14 protein-coding genes are annotated in these 16,145 nt (G+C 73.8%); 10 read left to right on the forward strand and 4 right to left on the reverse strand.

The genetic code is table 11. From position 1 onward, the window contains the following. Positions 1 to 16: 16 nt before the first annotated feature. Both G6W55_RS22900 and G6W55_RS22905 read left to right on the forward strand, forming a co-directional pair. A complete protein-coding gene (locus tag G6W55_RS22900) occupies positions 17 to 844 on the forward strand; it encodes an enoyl-CoA hydratase family protein (protein ID WP_175522761.1) in 828 nt (275 codons plus the stop codon). A gap of 7 nt (positions 845 to 851) precedes the next feature. Beyond that, on the forward strand, positions 852 to 3,119 hold the full coding sequence (locus tag G6W55_RS22905; RefSeq protein ID WP_175522714.1) for a bifunctional salicylyl-CoA 5-hydroxylase/oxidoreductase: 2,268 nt from the start codon (positions 852 to 854) through the stop codon (positions 3,117 to 3,119). A 22-nt stretch (positions 3,120 to 3,141) separates the two neighbouring features. Here the strand turns inward: G6W55_RS22905 and G6W55_RS22910 are convergent, their stop codons facing one another. Both G6W55_RS22910 and G6W55_RS22915 read right to left on the reverse strand, forming a co-directional pair. After that, positions 3,142 to 3,954 (reverse strand): PaaX family transcriptional regulator C-terminal domain-containing protein, encoded by an 813-nt coding sequence (locus G6W55_RS22910; RefSeq protein ID WP_175522715.1) that lies wholly within the window; start codon positions 3,952 to 3,954, stop codon positions 3,142 to 3,144. Between the two features lie 15 nt (positions 3,955 to 3,969). Next, positions 3,970 to 5,706: an AMP-binding protein gene (locus G6W55_RS22915; protein WP_175522716.1), complete on the reverse strand. Its 1,737-nt coding sequence runs from the start codon at positions 5,704 to 5,706 to the stop codon at positions 3,970 to 3,972. Between the two features lie 227 nt (positions 5,707 to 5,933). On the opposite strand from G6W55_RS22915, the gene G6W55_RS22920 reads away from it, so the two are divergent. Together G6W55_RS22920 and G6W55_RS22925 are read left to right on the forward strand one after the other, a co-directional pair. Next, positions 5,934 to 7,064, forward strand: coding sequence for an acyl-CoA dehydrogenase family protein (locus G6W55_RS22920; RefSeq protein ID WP_175522717.1), 1,131 nt, complete (start codon positions 5,934 to 5,936; stop codon positions 7,062 to 7,064). Then, on the forward strand, positions 7,061 to 7,462 hold the full coding sequence (locus G6W55_RS22925) for a RidA family protein (protein WP_175522718.1): 402 nt from the start codon (positions 7,061 to 7,063) through the stop codon (positions 7,460 to 7,462). Before G6W55_RS22920 ends, G6W55_RS22925 begins: the two co-directional genes overlap by 4 nt. A 75-nt stretch (positions 7,463 to 7,537) precedes the next feature. Here G6W55_RS22925 and G6W55_RS22930 read toward each other — a convergent pair whose 3' ends face one another. After that, on the reverse strand, positions 7,538 to 7,720 hold the full coding sequence (locus G6W55_RS22930) for a DUF5999 family protein (protein ID WP_175522719.1): 183 nt from the start codon (positions 7,718 to 7,720) through the stop codon (positions 7,538 to 7,540). A 232-nt stretch (positions 7,721 to 7,952) separates the two neighbouring features. On the opposite strand from G6W55_RS22930, the gene G6W55_RS22935 reads away from it, so the two are divergent. Beyond that, complete coding sequence (locus G6W55_RS22935) at positions 7,953 to 8,378, forward strand: DUF6299 family protein (RefSeq protein WP_175522721.1); 426 nt, start codon at positions 7,953 to 7,955, stop codon at positions 8,376 to 8,378. 84 nt (positions 8,379 to 8,462) lie between these two features. Here G6W55_RS22935 and G6W55_RS22940 read toward each other — a convergent pair whose 3' ends face one another. Continuing rightward, entirely contained in the window at positions 8,463 to 9,272 is an 810-nt protein-coding gene (locus tag G6W55_RS22940; RefSeq protein WP_175522723.1) for a Crp/Fnr family transcriptional regulator, read from the reverse strand. 311 nt (positions 9,273 to 9,583) lie between these two features. On the opposite strand from G6W55_RS22940, the gene G6W55_RS22945 reads away from it, so the two are divergent. The 5 genes from G6W55_RS22945 (at position 9,584) to G6W55_RS22965 (ending at position 16,144) form a co-directional block, all read left to right on the forward strand. After that, complete coding sequence (locus G6W55_RS22945; protein ID WP_175522724.1) at positions 9,584 to 10,681, forward strand: Hsp70 family protein; 1,098 nt, start codon at positions 9,584 to 9,586, stop codon at positions 10,679 to 10,681. A gap of 77 nt (positions 10,682 to 10,758) precedes the next feature. Beyond that, positions 10,759 to 11,820, forward strand: coding sequence for a hypothetical protein (locus G6W55_RS22950; protein ID WP_030789783.1), 1,062 nt, complete (start codon positions 10,759 to 10,761; stop codon positions 11,818 to 11,820). A gap of 3 nt (positions 11,821 to 11,823) precedes the next feature. Further along, positions 11,824 to 13,284 (forward strand): hypothetical protein, encoded by a 1,461-nt coding sequence (locus G6W55_RS22955; RefSeq protein WP_175522725.1) that lies wholly within the window; start codon positions 11,824 to 11,826, stop codon positions 13,282 to 13,284. Further along, on the forward strand, positions 13,281 to 15,236 hold the full coding sequence (locus G6W55_RS22960) for a dynamin family protein (protein ID WP_175522726.1): 1,956 nt from the start codon (positions 13,281 to 13,283) through the stop codon (positions 15,234 to 15,236). Before G6W55_RS22955 ends, G6W55_RS22960 begins: the two co-directional genes overlap by 4 nt. Next, a complete protein-coding gene (locus tag G6W55_RS22965) occupies positions 15,233 to 16,144 on the forward strand; it encodes a GTPase domain-containing protein (protein WP_175522727.1) in 912 nt (303 codons plus the stop codon). Before G6W55_RS22960 ends, G6W55_RS22965 begins: the two co-directional genes overlap by 4 nt. The last annotated feature ends 1 nt before the right edge of the window (position 16,145 follow it).

Consider the following 16,145-nt stretch of genomic DNA (forward strand, 5'->3'; position numbering starts at 1 on the left):
CGAGGAGGCCGCCCTGATGAGTCCCTTCACCGGATCCGCCGCTCCCACCCCCCACTGGGAACACCTCCGCGTCGAGCGGGAGGACGGCGTCGCCACCGTCACCCTCGCCCGCCCCGAGAAACTCAACGCCCTCACCTTCGGGGCCTACGCCGATCTGCGCGACCTGCTCGCCGAGCTGTCCCGGGAGCGGTCCGTGCGCGCCCTCGTCCTGGCCGGCGAGGGCCGCGGCTTCTGCTCCGGCGGCGACGTCGACGAGATCATCGGCGCCACCCTCGCCCTGGACACCGCCCAGCTCCTCGACTTCAACCGGATGACCGGCCAGGTCGTACGCGCCGTACGGGAGTGCCCGTTCCCGGTGATCGCCGCCCTGCACGGAGTGGCCGCCGGCGCCGGCGCCGTCCTCGCCCTCGCCGCGGACTTCCGCGTCGCCGACCCCACCACCCGCTTCGCGTTCCTCTTCACCCGGGTGGGCCTCTCCGGCGGCGACATGGGCGCCGCCTATCTGCTGCCCCGGGTCGTCGGCCTCGGCCACGCCACCCGGCTGCTGATGCTCGGCGACACCGTGCACGCCCCGGAGGCCGAACGCATCGGCCTGATCAGCGAGTTGACGGAGCCCGGCGAGGCCGACCGGACCGCGCGGGCGCTGGCCCGCCGGCTCGCCGACGGCCCCGCCCTCGCCCACGCCCAGACCAAGGCACTGCTCACCGCCGAACTCGACATGCCGCTCGCCGCCGCCGTCGAACTCGACGCCGCCACCCAGGCCCTGCTGATGAACGGCGAGGACTACGCCGAGTTCCACGCCGCGTTCACCGCGAAACGGCCCCCCAAGTGGCGGGGGCGGTGAGGCCGCGATGCGCGTCGCCGTCGTCGGGGGCGGACCCGGCGGACTGTACGCCGCCGCCCTGCTCAAACGCCTAGACCCCACCCGCGAGATCACCGTCTGGGAACGCAACGCACCCGAGAACACCTTCGGGTTCGGCGTCGTCCTGTCCGACGAGACCCTCGGCGGCATCGAACACGCCGACCCGGTCGTGTACGAGGCCCTGCGGCGGGAGTTCGTGCGCTGGGACGACATCGACATCGTGCACCGGGGCGTCCGCCACACCTCCGGCGGCCACGGCTTCGCCGCCCTCGGCCGCCGCCGGCTCCTGGAGATCCTCCACGAGCGCTGCCGCTCCCTCGGCGTGGACCTGCGCTTCCGCACCGAGGCCCCGCACCCCGCCCGACTGACACAGGAGTACGACCTGGTCGTCGCCGCCGACGGCGTGCACAGCGCGACCCGCGCGGCCTACGCCGACGCGTTCCGGCCGGTGCTCACCCCGCACCGCTGCCGCTACATCTGGCTCGCCGCCGACTTCGCCTTCGACGCCTTCCGCTTCGAGATCGCCGAGACCGAGCACGGCGTCATGCAACTGCACGGCTACCCCTACGCGGCCGACGCCTCCACCGTCATCGTCGAGATGCGCGAAGAGGTGTGGCGGGCCGCAGGGTTCGACGAGAGCGACCCGCGCGAGTCCGTCGAGCGCTGCGCCAAGATCTTCGCGGACGCGCTCGGCGGACGGCCCCTGAAGTCCAACAACTCGGCCTGGACCACCTTCCGTACGGTCGTCAACGCACGCTGGTCCCACGGCAACGTCGTCCTGCTCGGCGACGCCGCCCACACCGCCCACTTCTCCATCGGCTCCGGCACCAAACTCGCCGTCGAGGACGCCCTCGCCCTGGCCGCCTGCCTCACCGAACAGCCCACACCGGAACAGGCGTTGCACGCCTACGAGGAGGAGCGCAGGCCCGTCGTCGCCTCCACCCAGCGCGCCGCCCGGGCCAGCCTGGAGTGGTTCGAGAACCTCGGCCTCCACCTCCACCAGCCGCCCCGCCGCTTCGCCTTCAACCTCCTCACCCGCAGCCGCCGTGTCACCCACGACAACCTGCGGCTGCGCGACGCCCACTTCACCGAGGCCGTGGAGCGGGAGTTCGGCTGCCCGCCCGGCACACCGCCCATGTTCACCCCGTTCCGGATGCGCGGACTGACCCTGCGCAACCGGGTCGTCGTCTCCCCCATGGACATGTACTCCGCCACCGACGGACTCCCCGGCGACTTCCACCTCGTCCACCTCGGCGCCCGCGCCCTCGGCGGTGCCGGACTCGTCATGACCGAGATGGTGTGCGTGTCCCCGGAGGGCCGGATCACCCCCGGCTGCACCGGCCTCTACACCGCCGGACAGGCCGACGCCTGGCGGCGGATCACCGACTTCGTGCACACCACGGCCCCGGGCGCCGCGATCGGCGTCCAGCTCGGCCACTCCGGACGCAAGGGCTCCACCAAGCTGATGTGGGAGGGCATGGACGAGCCGCTGCCCGACGGCAACTGGCCGCTCGTGGCCGCCTCCCCGCTGCCGTACAAGCCGGGCAGTCAGACACCGCGTGAGCTGTCCCGCGCCCAACTCACCGACCTGCGCGAGCAGTTCGCGGCAGCCGCCTGGCGGGCCGCCCGCGCCGGGTTCGACCTGCTCGAACTGCACTGTGCCCACGGCTACTTGCTCAGCGGATTCCTTTCCCCACTCACCAACCGACGGACCGACGCCTACGGCGGCTGCCTCGCGAAACGGCTGCGGTTCCCGCTGGAGGTCTTCGACGCCGTACGCGGGGTGTGGCCGGCGGAACGGCCGATGACCGTCCGCATCTCCGCCACCGACTGGGCCGAGGGCGGCACCTCGGCGGACGACGCCGTCGAGATCGCCCGCGCCTTCGCAGCGCACGGCGCCGACGCCATCGACGTGTCGACCGGCCAGGTCGTCGCCGACGAGACACCGGAGTTCGGACGGTCGTACCAGACCCCGTTCGCCGACCGCATCCGGAACGAGGCGCGCGTCCCGGTGATCGCCGTGGGCGCGATCTCCTCCTGGGACGACGTCAACTCCCTGATCCTGGCGGGCCGTACGGATCTCTGCGCCCTCGCCCGCCCGCACCTCTACGACCCCAACTGGACCCTGCACGCCGCCGCCGAGCAGGGCTACACGGGAGCGGCCGCCGCATGGCCCGCCCCCTACCGGGCGGGCAGCAGGCCGCCGCGCACCGGTCGCACCGACGCGCCCAAACCCCGTCTCACGCTGATGAGTTGAGGCGGCGGCCGGGAAGCGGGCGTCACACCCCGGCGAAGCCCGCGCCCACGTCCCGCAGCCGTTCGTGCAGCCCCTGGAAGACCGCCGCCGACCTCGCGCCGGGCCAGTCGTCGGGAAGCAGCCGGGTGGGCAGGCCGGGGTCGGTGTAGGGGAGGTGACGCCAGGAGTCCAGGGCGAGGAGATAGTCCCGGTACGCCTCCTCCGGCGGGGTGTCCATCCGCTGCTGCCAGGCGCGCAGCACGTCGGCGTGCCGGTCGAGGAACGCCTCGTGGGCCTTGGCGATGGCCGCCAGGTCCCACCAGCGGGCGACGGCCTCCACGGTCGGCGCGAAGCCCAGATGCTCACCGCGGAACAGGTCGACGTAGGGGTCGAGGCGCAGCCGTCGAAGGGTGTGCCGGGTCTCCTCGGCGAGCCGGGCCGGGGCGATCCACACCCCGGGTGCCGCCGTGCCGAAACCGAGGCCGGCGAGCCGGGACCGCAGCACATGGCGCTTCTGCCGCTCCGACTCGGGCACGGAGAACACCGCGAGCACCCAGCCCTCGTCCTCGGCGGGCGCCGTGGCGTAGATGCGCTGATCGCCGTCGTCGAGCAACTGCCGTGCCTCGTCGGAGAGTTCGTAGCCGGCGGCGCCCTGCGCGGTGCGGGCGGGCAGCAGCAGGCCCCGGCGCTTGAGCCGGGAGACGGAGGAGCGTACGGAGGGTGCGTCGACGCCGACGGCCGCGAGCAGCCGGATCAGTTCGGCGACCGGTACGGGGCCGGGCGCGAAGCGGCCGTAGGCGCCGTAGAGCGTGACGATGAGAGACCGAGGTGCGGGCTGGTCGGACACGTTGATCATCTTAGGTCGTCGGCATCACTGCTGGTCACCATCGGTCGGGACGACTGCCTCACGGACGCCCGCACCGCCGCCGGGCGGGACGCCGTCCTGCGGGGCGCGCAGCAGGAAGCGCTGGAGTTTCCCGGTCGCCGTGCGCGGCAGCGCGTCGAGCAGCACGATCTCGCGCGGACATTTGTACGGCGCCAACTGCGCCTTCACAAAGGCGCGCAGGGCCTCCGTGTCGCGCGGCGCGCCCTCCCGCAGCACGGTGAACGCGACGACCACCTGGCCCCGGTGCGCGTCGGGCCGTCCGACGACCGCCGCCTCGACGACGTCCGGATGGCGCAGCAGCGCCTCCTCGACCTCCGGTCCCGCGATGTTGTACCCGGCCGAGATGATCATGTCGTCGGCGCGGGCGACGTACCGGAACCAGCCGTCGGGCTCGCGGACATAGGTGTCGCCGGTGACGTTCCAGCCGTCGCGCACGTACTCCCGCTGGCGGGGGTCGGCGAGGTAGCGGCAGCCGACCGGGCCGCGCACGGCGAGCAGTCCGGGCTCGCCGTCGGGGACCGGCGCCCCGGCCGCGTCCTGCACGCGCGCCTGCCAGCCCGGCACGGGGATCCCGGTGGTGCCGGGCCGGATGTGGCCGTCGGCGGCGGAGATGAAGATGTGCAGCAGCTCGGTGGCGCCGATGCCGTTGATCAGCCGCAGCCCGGTCCGCTCCTGCCAGGCCCGCCAGGTCGCCGCGGGCAGGTTCTCACCGGCCGAGACACAGCGGCGCAGCGACGAGATGTCGTGCCCGTCGAGGTCGTCGAGCATCGCGCGGTAGGCGGTGGGCGCGGTGAACAGCACGCTCACGCGGTGCTCGGCGACCGCGGGCAGCAGTTGCCGGGGGCCGGCCTGTTCCAGGAGCAGGGCGCTGGCGCCGGCCCGCATCGGGAAGACGACCAGCCCGCCGAGCCCGAAGGTGAAGCCGAGCGGCGGGCTGCCCGCGAAGACGTCGTCCGGCACCGGGCGCAGGACGTGCCGCGAGAAGGTGTCGGCGATCGCCAGCACGTCCCGGTGGAAGTGCAGACACCCCTTGGGCCGGCCGGTCGTGCCGGAGGTGAACGCGATCAGCGCCACGTCGTCGGCCGCGGTGTCCACGGCGGCGAACGGGGTGCCGGGTCCCGGCCGGTTCAGCAGGTCGTCGGGTCCGTCACCGCCGTACGTCGTGATGCGCAGCCCGGGCGCCTCCGCCTTGACGAGGTCGTCGACGGCGCGCACGTCGCAGAGCGCGTGGCCCACCCGGGCGATCTCGCACATGGTGCGCAGCTCGTGCGGGCGCTGCCGGTCCAGCACGGTGACCGCGATCGCGCCCGCCTTGAGCACGGCGAGCCAGCAGGCGGCGAGCCACGGTGTGGTCGGGCCGCGCAGCAGCACACGGTTGCCGGGGACGATGCCGAGGGCTCCGGTGAGTGTGTGGGCGATCCGGTCGACGCGGGCGCGCAGGTCGCCGTACGTCCAGACGGGTTCCGACGGGGTGCGGAAGACCGGTCGGCCGGGCTCGGTGGATCCGTCGCCGTCGAGGAGGGCGGCGGCGCAGTTCACCCGGTCGGGGTAGGCCAGCTCGGGCAGCTCGAAGCGGAGGTCCGGCCACTGGCCGGGGGGCGGGAGATGGTCGCGCGCGAAGGTGTCGACGTGGGCCGAGACGTTGTGGATCGGGCCGCTGTGTGCCGAGCGGGCTGGGCGTGCGGAGCGGGCTGAGTGTGCCGAGTCTGGCGAGACGTTCATGGGCGTTCGCCCCCTTGCCTGGACGGGCTCTCGGGTGGGCGTCGTGGTCGGGCGAGTCCGGCTGGGCCGGGTCCGGCGGGGCCTGCCTTGTCCGGCCGGGCCGGCTGTTCCGGGTTGTTCCGCGCTGTTCCGGCCACCCGAGCGTAGCGCGTTGGTGACGACAGTCAACGGGACGCGATACCTTCGACGGGAGTGCCGCCGTACCGAGGCGACGGAGGGGACCCGCGATGCCCGCATTCTCACTCGAACCGGCACAGAACGCCTGGCGCGCCGAACTGCGCGCCCTGGCCGCCGACCGGCTGCGCCCGCTCGCCGAGAAGGGTGAGCCGGGCCGCGTCAACCATCGGCTCCTCGCCGAACTGGGCCGTCTCGGCCTGCTGTCCCGGCTGTTCACCTCCGGCGCCGTCGACCTCTGCCTGATGCGCGAGTCCCTCGCCCAGGAGTGCACCGAGGCCGAGACCGCGCTCGCCCTCCAGGGCCTGGGCGCCCACCCGGTCCACGCCCACGGCACCCCCGCCCAGCGCGAGCGCTGGCTCCCGAGGGTGGCCGAGGGCACCGCGGTCGCCGCGTTCGCGCTGTCCGAGCCCGGGGCGGGCTCCGACGCGGCCGCGCTCTCCCTGGCCGCCGAGCCCGACGGCCGGGGCGGCTGGCGCCTGACCGGGGAGAAACGCTGGATCTCCAACGCCCCCGAGGCCGACTTCTACACCGTCTTCGCCCGCACGACCGATGGCGCCGGCGCCCGCGGCGTCACCGCCTTCCTGGTGCCCGCCGACCGCCCCGGCCTCACCGGCACCCCGCTCGACATGCTCTCCCCGCACCCCATCGGTGCCCTCGCCTTCGACGGCGTCCCGGTCACCGCCGACGACGTCCTCGGGGAACCCGACCGAGGGTTCCGGGTCGCCATGGCCACCCTCGATCTCTTCCGCCCCAGCGTCGGCGCCTTCGCGGTCGGCATGGCCCAGGCCGCGCTCGACGCCACCCTCGACTGGACGGCTCGACGGGACGCGTTCGGCGGCAAGTTGAGGGACCTCCAGACGGTCGCGCACACCGTCGCCGAGATGGCCCTGCGCACCGAGGCCGCCCGCCTGATGGTCTACGCGGCCGCCACCGCCCACGACACCGGCGCCCCGGACCTGTCCCGACGCGCCGCCATGGCCAAGCTGCTCGCCACCGAGACGGCGCAGTACGTGGTCGACTCAGCCGTCCAACTCCACGGCGCCCGCGCCCTGCACCGCGGTCACCTGCTCGAACACCTCTACCGCGAGGTGCGGGCCCCGCGCATCTACGAGGGGGCGAGCGAGGTCCAACGCGGCATCATCGCAAAGGATTTGTACGCGGAACGGGAGTCCGGACGATGACGACGGAACGCGTGAACCCGCCCGAACTCTCCCCGCCCACCGGCTTCTCGCACGCCGTCGTCGCCACGGGCTCCCGCCTGGTGTTCCTCGCCGGGCAGACGGCACTGGACGCGGACGGCAAGATCGTGGGCGACACCCTGCCCGACCAGTTCGCGCGCGCCCTGACCAACCTGCTGACCGCCCTGAAGGCGGCCGGCGGCACCCCCGCGGACCTGGCACGCGTCACGGTCTACGTCACGGACGTCCCCGCCTACCGCGCTCACGCCGCCGAACTGGGCCGCGTCTGGCGGGAGTCGGCGGGCCGCGACTACCCGGCGATGGCGGTCATCGGCGTCGTACGCCTGTGGGACGAGAAGGCCCTCGTGGAGGTGGACGGGTTCGCGGTGCTGGATCCGTAAGCCCTGGGGCGGGAGCCGGACCCGTGAACCCCGCGGCGGGTGCTGGATCCGTGAGCCCTGCGGCGGGACGGTGGCTCAGGCCGCCGTCGTCAGGTGGCGGGTCTGCCAGCGGTGGGGGGTGACGACGCTGCCGTCGGGGTGGAGTTCGCCCGAGTCGTCGAAGACGATCGTGCCGTCGCACAGCAGGCTCCAGCCCTGTTCGGGGTGGGCGGCGACGATGTGTGCCGAGAGGGTGTCGGGGAGCTGGTGGGAACACATGGCGCACCTCCACGTCGGTGGCGGCCGGCCGTACGGCCGGCCTCGCATAGGACGACCTTGCGCCCCTCGCGGAGCCGCCGCCAGTGGCCGGCCGTGAGCGTGACAGCACCAGGACAACCCCGGGACGGTTCGCCGACGACCGGTGCGGACTCGCCACCGAAGGGGTGACGGTCACCGCGCGGAGCCCGCCCGCCCGGTACCAGTGGAGCCCCCCCACAACAGGAGGTCTCCCATGCAGATCCGCCCTGCCCTGGCCGCCGCCGCGAGCGCCGCCCTGCTCCTGCTCGCCGGCGCGGCCCCCGCCGTCGCCGATCCGGCCGAGAGCGTCACCGTCGACGCCACCGGCCGGGTCGCCGCCGACGGCACGGTCACCCTCTCCGGCACCTACCGCTGCGTCGCCGGCACGGACCCCGTCTTCGTCAGCTCCTCCGTCCGGCAGGGCTCCGACGACCTGCGGCACGGCATCGGCGGCACGCGCGCGGTGTGCGACGGCGCCGAGCACACCTGGCAGAACACGGGCCGGACCAGCCTGGCCACGCTGAAGCCCGGCGCGGCGGAGGTCGAGGTCACCGTGATGGAACTGAGCACCACGAGCGGACTGCCGCTGCCCCGCTTCCACGCGACCGGGCAGCAGGACGTCACGCTGACCGAGGGCTGAGCGCCCGCCCCTTACGGCGGTGGCGGCCCGGACAGCCCTCCCCTGGCCGTGTCCGGGCCGTACCGCCCAGCACCGCTTCCGTCGTCACGAGGTCTCCCGCGCGGCGATCGTCCGCAACAGCGCCGGCTCCCGGACCAGCACATTGCGGTAGCGGGTGGTGACAGCCCCCGTGTCCCGCAGCGAGCGCAGCGCCCGCTGCACGCTCGCGTCGGAGATGTTCGCCAGCGCCGCGAGGTCGGTATGGCTGAGCGGCACGCTGATCCGCAGCCCGTCCGGCGCCGGCTGGGCGTGGTGCTGGAGCAGATAGTCCAGCACCCTGGCCACCCGCGTCGTCGCGCTGCCCGAGGCCGCGTCGACCCGGTACCGGGTGGCACCGCGCAGCTTGGCGGCCATCGCCCGGTGCATCGCCTCCGACGCGTCCGCGCTCGCCCGCAGATGCTCCCGTAACGCCCGCGCGGTCATCACCCGGGTCAGCGTCGGCCGGACCGCGGTCACCGTGGCCGACCGCGGCCGGTCGTCCAGCGCCGCCAGCTCACCGACGATCTCGCCCGGCGTCCGCAGCGCCAGCAGCACCGTGCCGCCGTCCTGCGCGTCGCTGGTCACCTTCACACAGCCCGTGAGGATCAGGAACGGGGACGTCTCCGAGGACCCCTCGCTGATCAGCCGGTCCCCGGCCGCGAAGGTCACCGGGCGCCCCAGCCCGAGGAACCGTTCGGCGGCGTCCGGCGGCAGCTCGGCCAGCAGACTGCCCGGCGTCCAGTGGTATCTGCCGCCCGGGGAACGCCCGCCGCGCCCCTGCCGTATCGCGTCGCTGCGCACCTCGTCGGACCTCTCCCGAAGCCGGGCGCGGACCGATGACCGCGGACCGACGGCCTGGTGCCCGGATGTCGTCATGTGACCGGATTCTGCCCGTCCGAAGTGCTCAAGATGTCAGAAACGCCGATACCCGTACGGCGGCCCACGGGGTGTCCTATCTTCGTGCGGCGAACGGGCACGGCGGGTCGTAGGGGACGGCAACGTGCCCGTGGGGACTGGGGGGTTCCTTGAACGCGTTCGCGTCCGGGCGTGCGTCCGGTGACGGGTGTGGTGACGGGTGTGGAGACGGTGACACGGGGGCCGGCCGGCCGTGGTCGCTGTCCGTCGACTTCGGCACGTGCTTCACCACCGCCGCAACCGCCCCTTCCGGCACCGACGTTGGCGCCACGATGCTGGAGATCGAGAACAGCCGCTGTCTGCCCTCGGTCGTCGCCCTGGCCGCCGACCGCACACCGCTCACCGGCCGCGCCGCGCTCCAACGCGCCGTCAACCGGCCCGACATGACCGAACGCGCGCCCAAACGGGCCCTGGTCCGCCAGGACGCCGTCCTGCTCGGCGGACGCGCGGTGCCCACCGAGGAACTGGCCGCCGCCGTCCTGCGCCGGGTCCGGGAGGCCGCCGTCGCCGCGCACGGCGGTACGGCACCCGCCCGAACCGTCCTCACCCACCCGGTGCGTTGGGGCGCCGCCGAACTCGCCCGGCTCACCCGGGCGGCGGCCCTGGCCGGCATCGAGGAACCCGAGCTGCTGCCCGAGCCGGTGGCCGCCGCCCTGCACCACACCCGCACCGCCGATCTGCCCGAGGGCGCCTGTCTGGCCGTCTACGACCTCGGCGGCGGCACCTTCGACACGGCGGTCCTGCGCCGCACGGCGGACGGCTTCACGACCGTGGCCGTCGGCGGCGACCCGGACCTCGGCGGCGAGGACCTCGACGACTGTCTGGCCGAGCTGCTCCGCGAACGGGCGGTCGCCCGCGACCCCGACCCGTGGAAGGAGCTGACCGAGTCGGCCGAACCGGCGTCCATCGCCCAACTCGCCCTGCTGCGAAGGGAGATCGTGGCCGCCAAAGAGGCGCTGTCCACCGCCGGGTCGGTCGAGATCGCCGTACCCGGCTACTCCGAACCCTTCCTGCTGCGCGCCCATGAGTACCGGGCCGCCGTCACCCCGCTGCTGAAGCGCAGTCACGAAGTTCTCGCGGCGACCGTCGCGGAGGCGGGCGTCGAACCCGCCGCCCTGCACGCGGTCGTCCTCACCGGCGGCGCCAGCCGGACGCCGCTGATCTCCGACCTGATCGCCGAACGCGAGGGCCGGCTGCCCGCGCTGAGCGCCGACCCCAAGGCGACGGTCGCGCTCGGGGCGCTCGTCTCCAACGCCGTTACCGACACGGCGAGTTCAGGGGCTCACGGAGCCGAGGTCGGCGTACGCGGACCGCGGTATCTGCGGCCCGACGGCGACCCCGACTTCGAGTTCGGCTTCGAGTTCGACTGAGCCGTCCGTTCCCCGTCACGCCATCGCTCCATCCAGCACAGCACGCCATTCACGCCATCACCCAGGGACCGATCACCATGTATCAGGCACCCCGTATCACCATGACCATGCTCGGCGCCTCCGGCTGCGGGAAGACGACGTATCTGCACGGCATGTACGCCGTCCTCTCCAGCGGCCTCAACGGCTACTTCCTCTACGCCACCGACCCCGACAAGGACCTCGACCTCGCGGACGCGTGGGACGAACTGTGCGTGGCGGGCACCCTGCCCGACGCCACCGATGTGGAGCCCCTGGACTACGAGTTCGCCTTCAAGCACGGCATGACCACCCTGCTGGAGATCGACTTCCAGGACTACCGGGGCGGCGCCGGCACCGAACGGATGCGCGCGACCGGGGCGTCCGCCGACGTGGCCGCGCTGAAGGAGCGGCTGGCGATCTCCGACACCATCATCCTCACCCTCGACGGGCAGCACGTCGCCGAGTGGATCAACGACGCGGCCGACGGCACGCGCAACCGGTCCGGGGACCCCATGCACATCGCCCGCTTCTCCCGCGCGATCTCCACGGTCGTGGAGACCCACGTCCAGGAGGGCAACCAGACCCCGGCGATCATCGTGCTGATCACCAAGACGGACCTGCTCGCGCAGATCACCGGCCGGCCCACACGGGACGCGCTGGACGTCGTACGGCGGAATCTGTTCGACCTCGTGCCGGTCCTCGCCCATCAAGTGACGGTGCTGCTCTGCCCGGTGCAGATCGGCTCGTTCGGGCTCGACCGCGAGGACGCGCTGAAGGTACGGCCCGACCAGGTCAACCCCAAGAACCTGCACAAGCCGATCTCCTTCGCGCTGATGCACTACCTCACCGAGCGGCTGCCGCGTCAGCAGCAGGCCCTGAGCGGTCTCGACCAGCGGCTCGACAGCCAGCGGCAGGAGGTGGAGAGCCTGCGCAACGGCTTCCTCGGCCCCTGGATCAAACGCGGCCGGATCAACGCCCTGGAGTCCTCCATCGACGCCGACCGCGAGCGGCGCGGCGAGACCGCGGGCGAGATCAGCGGGGCGCGCGTCTGGGCCGAGCAGATGGCCGAGGACCTGCGCACGAGCCCGATCTATCGGGACGGAAAGCTTCAGGAGGACTGACCGATGACCGAACGATCACCGTCCGGCGCCGACGGGTGGTACGCCGTGGTCTACGGCCGTACCCACCAGGTCGACGAGTGGTGGCGGGCGCTGCCGCCCGGCATGGGGGGCGACGGCCCGGTGGGGCGGGCGGTACGGGCCGCGGTGGCCGGCGGGCGCCGACTCGCCGACGGGCCACGGCCGTTGCTGGCCCGCGACGCGCACGGCGTGCTGGTGGGCGCGGCCTGCCGGATCGAACTGATCGACGCCGAGATGGCCGCGGAGCGGCACGGCAGGCCGCTGTACGGCTTCGTCGGCTGGCACCATCCCGACCCGCGCAGCGCGGTGCCGTCGCTCGACGAGCTGGCGGAGGGGTTTGCGCAAGGGGCGGGGGAGACGTATCGACGGTACGTCGGGCCGGTCTGGCACGCGCGTGCGGCGCCGCTGCGGACGTCGGAGCCGCAGTCCGTGTTCTGGCCGGTGGCGGCGGCGCCGTCCGGCGGATGGGACCCGGAGTGGCCGCAGGCCCGGCCCTACACCCTCCACCTCCTGCCGCAGACGGAGGCACGACGCTGGTGGGACGCGTCCGCCCGCACGGAGGTGCCGTGCGTGCTGGCCACGGGCTGGCAGGTCTCCCGCGACGCCGACCGCACGGTCCTCACGCACGCGTGCGGCGCGGACATCACGACCCCGCAGACGGCCTACGCCACGCCCCCACCGCCGGCGCCCACGCCTACGACCGCGGTCTCATCAGGCCCCCAGCGCCCCCAGGGCCTACGCCAGAAGGCCAAGCGAGCGGTGGGCCGCGGAACGGCGGGGGAGGAACGGCGGGACGCCTGGGAGGAGCAGAGGGACGCACCGAAGCCGGAGGAGGACGGTGCCCTCGACGCCGCCGGCCGCTTCCTGCGGGGCCTGGCCCGCCTCGTCCAGCCGGAACCTCCGCGGCAGAAACCGGAGTTCGGCGGACTGACGGGAAGGGGGGCCTACGAGGAGGAGGACGTCGACTTCTACGACCCCGAGCCGCCGGCGCGCCCCCGTGCGTCCGCCCCGCCCCGCCCCACCCCTCCACCCGAGGGCCCCGTCTTCGGCCGCACCCGGGAGGTCGCACCCGAGAACGCGGCGACCTCAGCCTTCGACGAATGGGACGACGCGCCCCCACCGCCTGCCTCCACCCGCAAGGCAAAGCCCCTCGACCCCGCCCCCGGGCAGGGAAGCCAGGACCCCGCCACGCACCAGGCACAGCCTGAGCGCGCCGCCCGCCAGGGAGAGCCGGGGTCCGCCGTCCCGACGGAAGACCCTGGGCCGGGGGAGCCCGATCCCACAGCCCCGCAGGGGTGCTACGGCCCCGCCGACCCGCCCGGCGCCCCCGGCCGCACCACCTCACCGGAACCCCCGAACCCCGCCACCTCACCGGAACCGCCGAACCCCATCACCCCACCGGACCCGCCGAACCCCGCCACCCCGCCGATGGGAGAGAACCCATGAGCCCCGACCCGCACCCCCTCCACCACGAGGTCCTCGCCTTCGCCGAGGACGCCGCCCAGTTGTTGGAGCGGGCCGGTGCCACGGCCCCCGCGGCGCCCGAGGGGACCCCGGCGATCCACGGTGGTGGTGGCGTCGCCTCACCCCCGCAGAACACCGCCGAGGGCGCTGCCGCCGCCGCGATACGGGACGAGGTCGCCGTCGCCCGCGAAGGCGCCGCCACGGTCGTCGTCGTAGGGGAGAAGAAGCGCGGCAAGAGTTCACTGGTGAACGCCCTCGTAGAGCACCGCGACCTCCTGCCCGTGGAGGTCGACGTGGCGACCGGGGTGCACATTCTCGTGCGGCACGCCGAGAAGCCGCACGCGATCGCGTACGTCGACGGCGGGCAGAGCGCGCGGCCCATCGAGTTGGACGATCTCACCGAGTACGCCGCCGTGGACCCGGACAGTCAGGCCCCCTACCGCGGCGACGTCCACCACGTCGAGGTCGGGATACCCGCCCAACTCCTCTCCACCGGGCTGCGGTTGATCGACACACCCGGCGTGGGCGGGCTCGTGTCGGGGCACGCCCGGATCACCATGGCCACGCTGCACCACGCCGACGCGCTCGTCTTCGTCGTCAACGGCTCCTCCGAACTCACCGCCTCCGAGCTGGCGTTCCTCGAACAGGCCACCACCCGTATCGCCGAAGTCGTGTTCGTGCTCACCCAGACCGACAAGTACCGTTCCTGGCCCAGCGTGTTGGAGCGCAACCGGGAGCTGCTCGCCCGGCACGCCCCGCGCTACGCCACCGCCCCCTGGTACCCGGTGAGCAGCCGCGCCCACCAGGACGCCCTGACCGCCCTCGCCCGCGGCGACGAGGAACGCGCCGCACGGCACATGGCCGCCGACGGGTTCGTCCCGCTGCGGTCGGCGCTCACCAGCCGCGTCGCCCTGCGCGCGGCGGAACTCCGGCTGGCCAACATCGTCCACGTCGGCCGCGCCGGCCTCGCCCCGCTCGCCGCCGCCGAGGAACGCCGGCTGCGCGCGCTCGCCCAGGACCCCACCCTCGTGGACGACATCCAGCGCCAGCGGGACGCGCTGCGCGGCCTCCAGGACTCCGACGCCCGCTGGCGCGGCCTGCTCCGCAAGGCCACCCGCGAACTGGAACGCCGGCTGCGCACCGGCTTCCGCCGCAACGTCAACGACCTGCGCCAACTCGCCGACGCCCGCATCGCCTCACTCCCCGGCGCCGAACTCGCGACCGCCCTGCCCCGGGACCTGGAGGCCGGTATCGAGGCGGTGTGGATGGACCTCGACCACGCCACCCGCGACGGCGTCGCCCGGCTCACCGCCCTGATGGAGCGCGAGTGCGGCCTCGGCGAGGAGGAGTCGTTCGAGGGGCTCGCCCGCCCCGACCGGCTGACCGCACTGCCCCCGCTGGTGCGCTCCACGCACGACGGGGACGGCGTCCTCGGCACCGTCGAACGGGTCGTCCCGGCCCTCAGCACCGGCGCGCTCACGGTCGCCGTCACCGCGATGGCCACCTCCGGCGTCCTGCTGCCGCTCGCGGCCGGCTTCGGCATGGTCACCCTGCTCTCCAGGCGCCGCCGCGACCGCGACGAACTGGTCCGGGCCCGCGGCGACGGAAGCCGCTACGCGCAGCGCGTCATCAGCGAGTTGGAGACCGAGGTGCCGCCCCAGATCACCCAGGCCGTGGACGAGGTCGGCGAACGCCTCGCCGAACGCCTCGGCGACCGCATCACCGCCCAGCGCCGCCTGCTGGAGGACGAACTCGCCAACCTCCAGCGCCACGCCCGCGCCTCCAAGGAACAGCGGGACGCCGAACGCGAGCGCGCCCAGCGCCGGTCGGCCGCCCTCAACGGCCTGCTGCGCCGCGCCGACGACCTCACCCACCGCCTCGGCACCGACCCCGGTGCCGTCGGCGAACCAAGCACCTCGGGGGACCGCACATGAACATCGTCATGCTGGGCCACAGCAACGCGGGCAAGACGACCTACATCGCGATGATGTACGACCTGATGCGCCGCGGATACGGCGGCTTCAAGATCCGCGCCCAGGACGGCGCCCTGGACCGCGAACTGCGCTCCGCCGCCGACGCCGTACGCCAGGGCAGCTACCCGCCGCCCTCCTCGCGCCGCGACCAGCACGTCTTCCGGCTCTCCCACGGGCGGCGCACGGTCGCCGACTTCACCTGGACCGACTACCGCGGCGGCGCCCTGAGCGGCCGCACCGACGACGAGGAGACCTCCCGGGTCCTGGCCGAACTGACCGAGGCGGACGGCATCGTCGTCTTCGTCGACGCCCCTCACCTCGCCGAGGACGCGCGCGGCGCCCGCGAGGTACGACGGCTGACGGTCCTGCTCCAGCGGGCGATGGAGGGCCGCACCAGCCGTATCCCGGTCGTGCTCGCCTACACCAAGGCGGACCTCCTGCCGCCCGGCGACGCCTGGGCGCGCGCCACCGCGCCCCTCGACCCGCTCCAGCGCTCGCTGGACGGCGCCGCGATGGTGCGCGCCGCCACGGTCGCCCTGTCCTGCGGGCCGCGCCCGGCCGGCGTCCAGGTGCCGGTCCTCTGGTGCCTGGCGCAGCACCTCAGCATCCGGGTGGAGGACCTGGAACACGAACTGGCCGTCAGCCGCCGCCTCGCGGAGGAGGCGAAGAACAAGTCCGGGCTCTGGAACAGCTTCGTCTCCACCCTGGACGGCGTGGAGAGCGAGTACCGCAAATGGCAGCGCCACGAACAGGAGGCCAAGGCGGAGGCGAAGGAACTCGCCCCGCTGAAACGCCCGGCGAAGCGGCTGCTGGCCGCGCTGGAGAAGGCCCGCACGCACACCGCGCCACCCGTCCCGGCCGGGCGGTGAC

It is taken from the genome of Streptomyces sp. CAI-85 (assembly GCF_013363615.1).
GTDB lineage: Bacteria > Actinomycetota > Actinomycetes > Streptomycetales > Streptomycetaceae > Streptomyces > Streptomyces antibioticus_B.

What these genes read in the sequence shown, in the direction of transcription:
- G6W55_RS22900 (WP_175522761.1), top strand. Translation starts at nt 17, where the DNA reads ATGAGTCCCTTCACCGGATCCGCCGCTCCCACCCCCCACTGGGAACAC.
- G6W55_RS22905 (WP_175522714.1), top strand. Translation starts at nt 852, where the DNA reads ATGCGCGTCGCCGTCGTCGGGGGCGGACCCGGCGGACTGTACGCCGCC.
- G6W55_RS22910 (WP_175522715.1), bottom strand. Translation starts at nt 3,954, where the DNA reads ATGATCAACGTGTCCGACCAGCCCGCACCTCGGTCTCTCATCGTCACG.
- G6W55_RS22915 (WP_175522716.1), bottom strand. Translation starts at nt 5,706, where the DNA reads ATGAACGTCTCGCCAGACTCGGCACACTCAGCCCGCTCCGCACGCCCA.
- G6W55_RS22920 (WP_175522717.1), top strand. Translation starts at nt 5,934, where the DNA reads ATGCCCGCATTCTCACTCGAACCGGCACAGAACGCCTGGCGCGCCGAA.
- G6W55_RS22925 (WP_175522718.1), top strand. Translation starts at nt 7,061, where the DNA reads ATGACGACGGAACGCGTGAACCCGCCCGAACTCTCCCCGCCCACCGGC.
- G6W55_RS22930 (WP_175522719.1), bottom strand. Translation starts at nt 7,720, where the DNA reads ATGTGTTCCCACCAGCTCCCCGACACCCTCTCGGCACACATCGTCGCC.
- G6W55_RS22935 (WP_175522721.1), top strand. Translation starts at nt 7,953, where the DNA reads ATGCAGATCCGCCCTGCCCTGGCCGCCGCCGCGAGCGCCGCCCTGCTC.
- G6W55_RS22940 (WP_175522723.1), bottom strand. Translation starts at nt 9,272, where the DNA reads ATGACGACATCCGGGCACCAGGCCGTCGGTCCGCGGTCATCGGTCCGC.
- G6W55_RS22945 (WP_175522724.1), top strand. Translation starts at nt 9,584, where the DNA reads ATGCTGGAGATCGAGAACAGCCGCTGTCTGCCCTCGGTCGTCGCCCTG.
- G6W55_RS22950 (WP_030789783.1), top strand. Translation starts at nt 10,759, where the DNA reads ATGTATCAGGCACCCCGTATCACCATGACCATGCTCGGCGCCTCCGGC.
- G6W55_RS22955 (WP_175522725.1), top strand. Translation starts at nt 11,824, where the DNA reads ATGACCGAACGATCACCGTCCGGCGCCGACGGGTGGTACGCCGTGGTC.
- G6W55_RS22960 (WP_175522726.1), top strand. Translation starts at nt 13,281, where the DNA reads ATGAGCCCCGACCCGCACCCCCTCCACCACGAGGTCCTCGCCTTCGCC.
- G6W55_RS22965 (WP_175522727.1), top strand. Translation starts at nt 15,233, where the DNA reads ATGAACATCGTCATGCTGGGCCACAGCAACGCGGGCAAGACGACCTAC.